We start from the raw sequence: 5,226 nt of genomic DNA on the forward strand, positions 1-5,226 counted from the left end.
GCCCTCGCCCCGGCCCCGCCACCGGGACCGCCGCTCAGCCCCGTGCCGAGACCCGCCCCAGAGCCCGCACCGAGATCGGGGCCGAGGCCCGCGTCGGCGGCCAGTTCGGCGGCGAAGGACGGCCATCGGCTCAGCGAGGCGGCCCCCAGCCGCAGCAAAGGCTCCTCGGTGTAGGCGACCTCGCTGACGGGCGCCAGCATCCCGGCCGCCGCGTAGGACGCCCCGCGCCCCGGGGCCGGATCGACCACCGTGACGGGCAGCCCCTCGCGGGCCAGCCGCCAGGCGATCGACAACCCGACGACGCCGCCGCCCACGATCACATTCATCCGCGCTCCCTTCGCCGGCATGATCCGGATCAGGTGTCTTGCGGTCGAAGGCCCGCTCAAGCCTTCCTCTCAGCCCGGTGACGGCCGGACTCCCGCGCGTCTTGCGCCTCCAGCCTACGGCCTCGGCGCGACGTGCCGGCACCGCCCCCGTTATGGTCATGAACGTGAACCATGTCGTAGTGGTGGGAGCGGGCCTGGCCGGGCTGCGCAGCGCGGAGGCGCTGCGCGGGCGCGGCTTCACCGGACGGATCACGCTGATCGGCCAGGAGCGCCATCGGCCCTACGACCGTCCGCCGTTGTCCAAGGCCGTGCTGTCCGGCGCGGCCGACTCCAGCTTCCTGGAGGCCGACCTCGACGCGCTGGAGGTCGACTTCTGGCCAGGGGTCACCGCCAAGGCCCTGCGCGAGGGCGTCGTGGAGACGACCGAGGGCGAGCTCGGCTACGACGGCCTCGTGATCGCCACCGGCACCGAGCCGATCACCGTGCCCGGCGACGGCCCCCAGCACGTCCTGCGCACCCTCGACGACGCCCACGAGCTGCGCGCCGGGCTCGTGGCCGGAGCCCATGTGGCGATCATCGGCGCCGGCTGGATCGGCGCCGAGGTCGCCACCGCCGCCCGCAAGGCCGGCTGCTCGGTGACCGTGATCGAGGCCGGCCCCGCCCCGCTGGCCAACGCCGTGGGCCCGGAGATCGGCGCCCGCACGCGACACTGGTACGACGGCATCGACCTGCGCCTGAACACCATGGTCGACGAGGTGGACGAGGGCGGCGTGCGGCTGGTGGGCGGCGAGTTCGTCCAGGCGCACGTGGTCGTCACGGGCATCGGCGTGCGCCCGGCCGTCGAGTGGCTGGCCGGCTCCGACATCGACCTGCACAACGGCGTCGTCACCGACGAGCACCTGCGCACGTCCATGCCGAACGTGGTCGCCGCCGGCGACTGCGCGGCCTGGTGGTCGCGCCGCTACGGCGTCCGGCTGCGCGTCGAGCACTGGGACACCGCGCTCGGCTCGCCCGAGGTCGCCGCCGCGACCCTGCTGGGGGAGGAGGCCGTCTACGACCCGGCCCCCTACTTCTGGTCCGAGCAGTTCGGCCACATGGTCCAGTACATCGGCCACCACCCCTCCGGCGACCGCCTGCTCTACCGGGGCGAGCCCGAGGGCAAGTGGTCGGCCGTCTGGCTGACGTCCGGCGACACCCTCGCCGCCGTGCTCGCCGTCGACCGGCCCCGGGACTACGTGCAGGGCCGTAGGATCATCGAAGGCGGGCATCGCCTCGACACAGAACGCCTGGTAGATCCAGAGGTCCCCCTACGGGATTGTGTTGTTTGAGCAAGGACGGCATGTGGTAGTTGTGGTTTCGTGACGCTTTCTGTTGCACAGATCGACCGGGAGACCGACCAGCTCGTCGACGAGTGGCTCACTCTCCCCGAAGTGGCCTCACGCCTCGACCTCTCGATCGGGCGGGCCAAGCAACTCCTCAAGGACCACAAGCTGCTCGGCGTGCGCCGTGGCGGCGGCGGGCCACAGGTTCCCGCGGTGTTCCTCGACGGGAAGGACGTGATGAAGGGCCTGCCCGGCACACTGACCGTGTTGCAGGACGCCGGCTACGACGACATCGAGTCGTTGCGCTGGCTCTTCACCCCAGACGAGTCCCTGCCGGGGTCGCCCATCGAGGCGATCAAGGCCGGCCGTCACACGGAGGTCAAGCGGCGTGCCCAGGCCCTCGCTTTCTGAGGCCCGCCTCTATCTCTGCACCGACGGCCGCCGCGACCGCGGCGACCTGGCAGAGTTCCTCGACTCGGTGCTGGCCGGCGGCGTGGACATCATCCAGCTGCGGGAGAAGGGCCTGGAGGCACGCGAAGAACTCGCGCTCCTGGAAGTCTTCCGCGACGCCTGCGACCGGCACGGCAAGCTGCTGGCCGTCAACGACCGGGCGGACATCGCCTTCGCCGCCCGGCCCGACGTGCTCCACCTGGGGCAGGACGACCTTCCCGTGACGGTCGCGCGAGAGATGCTCGGCGACGACATCGTCATCGGCCGGTCCACCCACTCCGTCGCCGAGGCGTCCGCCGCGGCCGTGGAGGAGGGCGTCGACTACTTCTGCTGCGGCCCGATCTGGCCCACGCCGACCAAGCCGGGCCGCCACGCGCCCGGCCCGGCGCTGCTGCGGCACGCGGCCTCACTGGGACCGGCCCCGGGGGCGGCCGCGCCGCGGCCGTGGTTCGGGATCGGCGGCATCGACCTCACCAACCTCGACGAGGTCATGTCGTACGGCGTGAGCCGCGTGGTGGTCGTACGCGCGATCACCGACGCGGAGGACCCGGGGGCGGCGGCGGCCGAGTTCGCCAAACGCCTGACCCCCTGACCCCTTGCCCCCCTGACCCTGACACTGACCCCCTGACACTGACCGGGCGCCCGTCCACGACGGGCGCCCGCACTCCGCGGCGAGGCCGCCTGCCGAAGCGGGCCGCTCAGGCCGGCCTCCGGTACCAGGGGCCCGGGGTCAGGTCCTGCGGGACGTCGCGGCGATGGCCAGTTCGGTCAGCGCCGTGCGCGACCCGGCGGTGACCGGCGCCTCGTCGAGCGCGGCCAGCGCGTCGGCGAGATAGCCGGCGATCAGGTCCTCGCACTCCCGCAGCGCGCCGCTGTCCGTGATGATCTCGCGCAGCGCGCTCACCCCGTCCTCGTCGAGCGCGGGGTCGCCGAGCAGCCTGCGCACCGTCGCGGCCGCCTCCGGAGCCGCCCCGGCCAGGGTGCGGGCCACCAGCATCGTGCGCTTGCCCTCCCGCAGGTCGTCGCCGGCCGGCTTGCCGGTCTGGGCCGGGTCGCCGAAGACGCCGAGGATGTCGTCCCTGAGCTGGAAGGCGATGCCGACGCGGCGGCCGTAGCCGGTGCACAGCTCGTCCATCCACGGCTCCAGCGCGCCGGCCGCGAGCACCAGGCCGAGCCTGAGCGGCTGCTCCACCGAGTACTTGCCGCTCTTGAACAGAGCCACCCGCAGCGCCGACTCGAAGGTGTTCTCGCCGTGGGCCTGCTCCAGCAGGTCGAGGTACTGGCCGCACATCAGCTCGGTGCGCATGTGGTCGTGGACGGGCTGGGCGGCGGCCAGCGACGCCGGCGGCAGGCCGCTGGTGCGCCACATCTCGCCCGACCACACCAGCAGCAGGTTGCCCAGCAGGATGGCGGCTCCCTCGCCGAACTGCTCGGCCGAGCCGTGCCAGCCCTCCTTCTCGTGCAGGGACTGGAAACGGCGGTGGGCGGCCGGCATGCCCCTGCGCAGGTCGCTCTTGTCCATCACGTCGTCGTGCACGAGCGCGCTGGCCTGCAACAGCTCCAGCGACGCGGCGGCGGTGAAGATCTCGGGCACGTCGGTGCCGCCCGCGCCGCGCCAGCCCCAGTAGCAGAACGCGGGACGCAGGCGCTTGCCGCCGGCCAGCAGGTCGCCCGCGGCGGCGCGCAGCGGTTCGAGCTCGGCGTCGCCCGAGGCGGGCAGCTGCCGTTCGACGAACTCCCCGAGGGCGCGCTCCACCTGGGTGCGCAGGGCGTCCATGCTCGCGGCGTCAGTGGTCATGCCTTGAGACTAGTGGGCGCGGACTCGGGGTCGGGTCCCCGGTCTAGGGGCGGCCGACCCGGACACCGGCCTGTACGCTTGGGACATGGCGCTTGGTCGACCCTCCATCCTGCCCGATCGTGTCCCCACCGTCCGCGAGCTGCTCGCCGCCGGTGGCCGGTCGTTCTCCTTCGAGTTCTTCCCGCCGAAGACCGACGAGGGCGAGCGGCAGCTGTGGAAGGCGATCAGGGAGCTGGAGTCCCTGCGCCCCACGTTCGTGTCGGTGACCTACGGGGCCGGCGGCTCGACCCGCGACCGCACGGTCGACATCGTCGAGCGCCTGGCCCACGACACCACGCTCACCCCTGTGGCGCACTTCACGGCGGTCAACCACTCGCTGCGCGAGCTGCGCCACCTGGTCGGCCGCTTCGCCGACGCGGGGGTGCGCAACATCCTGGCCGTGCGCGGCGACCCGCCCGGCGACCCGACCGCCGAGTGGGTGCGGCATCCCGAGGGCGTGCTCTACGCCGAGGAGCTGGTGCGGCTCATCCGGCAGGCGGGCGAGTTCTGCGTGGGGGTGGCGGCGTTCCCGTACAAGCATCCGCGTTCGCCGTCGATCGAGTCCGACACCGAGTACTTCGTGCGCAAGTGCCGCGCGGGGGCCGACTACGCGATCACCCAGATGTTCTTCCAGGCCGACGACTACCTGCGGCTGCGCGACCGGGTGGCGGCCCAGGGCTGTGACACGCCGATCATCCCGTGCATCATGCCGGTCACGCAGATGAGCACGATCGCGCGGTCGGAGCAGTTGTCGGGGGCGCCGTTCCCGGCCGAGGTGGCGGCCCGCTTCGAGGCGGTCGCCGACGACCCGGCCGCGGTGCGGGCGCTCGGCATCGAGCACGGCGCGGAGTTGTGCCAGCGGCTGCTCGACGAGGGCGCGCCCGGCATCCACTTCATCACGTTCAACCGGTCCAGCGCCTCGCGCGAGGTGTTCCAGCGCCTGACGCCGGTCGCCGCCACAGCCTGACCCGCCGTCCCGACCCCACGCAGAGCGGATGCCCGTCACCCGCCCGCAGGGGGACCGGGCGGGTGACGGGCAGGGGGTGGTATCCAGTCGGTAACGTGTCCGTCACTTTCTGTCATGAAGATGCCCTCGGGCATGACCTGGCAAACCCTGCGAGTACGGGCTTTACCTGCGGTGATGTGCGGCGCCCTCAGTCGAGGGGGAGTGGGCGGCCGACGATCGCGTACTCCTCGTGGCCGCCGGGGAAGACGAAGCGGGTCAGCAGGTCGGCGAAGCCCATGCTGGCGTAGAGGTGGCGGGCGGCCGTGGGGCGGTCGTGCGTGGACA

Annotated in this window: 6 protein-coding genes and 1 riboswitch; of the genes, 4 read left to right on the forward strand and 2 right to left on the reverse strand. The window is 72.8% G+C overall.

Annotated elements, in window-relative coordinates; genetic code table 11:
- A partial coding sequence (locus ACWCSD_RS47300; protein WP_449925495.1) for an FAD-dependent oxidoreductase occupies positions 1-326 on the reverse strand: 326 nt, incomplete at its 3' end.
- A riboswitch (TPP riboswitch) is annotated at positions 316-432 on the reverse strand. Its footprint overlaps the gene before it by 11 nt.
- Before the next feature lie 52 nt (positions 433-484).
- Here ACWCSD_RS47300 and ACWCSD_RS47305 point away from each other — a divergent pair.
- From ACWCSD_RS47305 to thiE, 3 genes are read left to right on the forward strand one after another with little or no spacing between them, the layout of a single operon-like run.
- On the forward strand, positions 485-1,654 hold the full coding sequence (locus tag ACWCSD_RS47305; protein ID WP_358294043.1) for an NAD(P)/FAD-dependent oxidoreductase: 1,170 nt from the start codon (positions 485-487) through the stop codon (positions 1,652-1,654).
- 30 nt (positions 1,655-1,684) lie between these two features.
- Positions 1,685-2,059 (forward strand): Rv2175c family DNA-binding protein, encoded by a 375-nt coding sequence (locus ACWCSD_RS47310; RefSeq protein ID WP_358294041.1) that lies wholly within the window; start codon positions 1,685-1,687, stop codon positions 2,057-2,059.
- Positions 2,037-2,690 (forward strand): thiamine phosphate synthase, encoded by a 654-nt coding sequence (gene thiE / locus ACWCSD_RS47315; protein WP_358294039.1) that lies wholly within the window; start codon positions 2,037-2,039, stop codon positions 2,688-2,690. The genes ACWCSD_RS47310 and thiE overlap by 23 nt, the downstream gene beginning before the upstream one ends.
- Before the next feature lie 138 nt (positions 2,691-2,828).
- On the opposite strand, the gene ACWCSD_RS47320 is transcribed toward thiE, so the two are convergent.
- Positions 2,829-3,896, reverse strand: a complete 1,068-nt coding sequence (locus ACWCSD_RS47320; RefSeq protein ID WP_397162192.1) for a polyprenyl synthetase family protein — start codon at positions 3,894-3,896, stop codon at positions 2,829-2,831.
- Positions 3,897-3,981: 85 nt separating this feature from the next.
- On the opposite strand from ACWCSD_RS47320, the gene metF reads away from it, so the two are divergent.
- Positions 3,982-4,902: a methylenetetrahydrofolate reductase [NAD(P)H] gene (gene metF, locus ACWCSD_RS47325; protein WP_397162191.1), complete on the forward strand. Its 921-nt coding sequence runs from the start codon at positions 3,982-3,984 to the stop codon at positions 4,900-4,902.
- Positions 4,903-5,226 lie beyond the last annotated feature (324 nt).

This window comes from Nonomuraea sp. NPDC001684 (assembly GCF_053596515.1).